Annotated in this window: 1 pseudogene; it reads right to left on the reverse strand. The window is 76.8% G+C overall.

Going from position 1 to position 306, the window contains the following annotated elements:
* A pseudogene (locus tag ACQG3P_RS19115) lies at positions 1 to 306 on the reverse strand (DUF4785 domain-containing protein); the annotation flags it as partial.

Consider the following 306-nt stretch of genomic DNA (forward strand, 5'->3'; position numbering starts at 1 on the left):
CCTTGGCGTCGCGCTGCACGCCCTGCGCGGTCACGAAGGCCTGCAGTTCCCACCGCCCCTGTGCCTGCCCCACCTCCTCGGGAATGGTCACCTGCGCGCGCAGGCCGTCCTTGCCGGCCACCCGCGGCACCGGCCAGCTGCGCCCGTCCGGTGCCACCAGCAGTGCTTCGCCGCCCGCCGGCAGCGGGCGCGCTGCCGAGCGTCCCGCCGCCCGCGCCGCGTTGCCACCGTCGTGCTGCAGGCGTGCGTTCAACAGCCCGCTGCCACCGGCCAGCACCTGCTGGCGGTCGGCCTGCAGGGTCAGCG

Source organism: Stenotrophomonas sp. SrG, from assembly GCF_050031795.1.
Taxonomy (GTDB): domain Bacteria; phylum Pseudomonadota; class Gammaproteobacteria; order Xanthomonadales; family Xanthomonadaceae; genus Stenotrophomonas; species Stenotrophomonas rhizophila_A.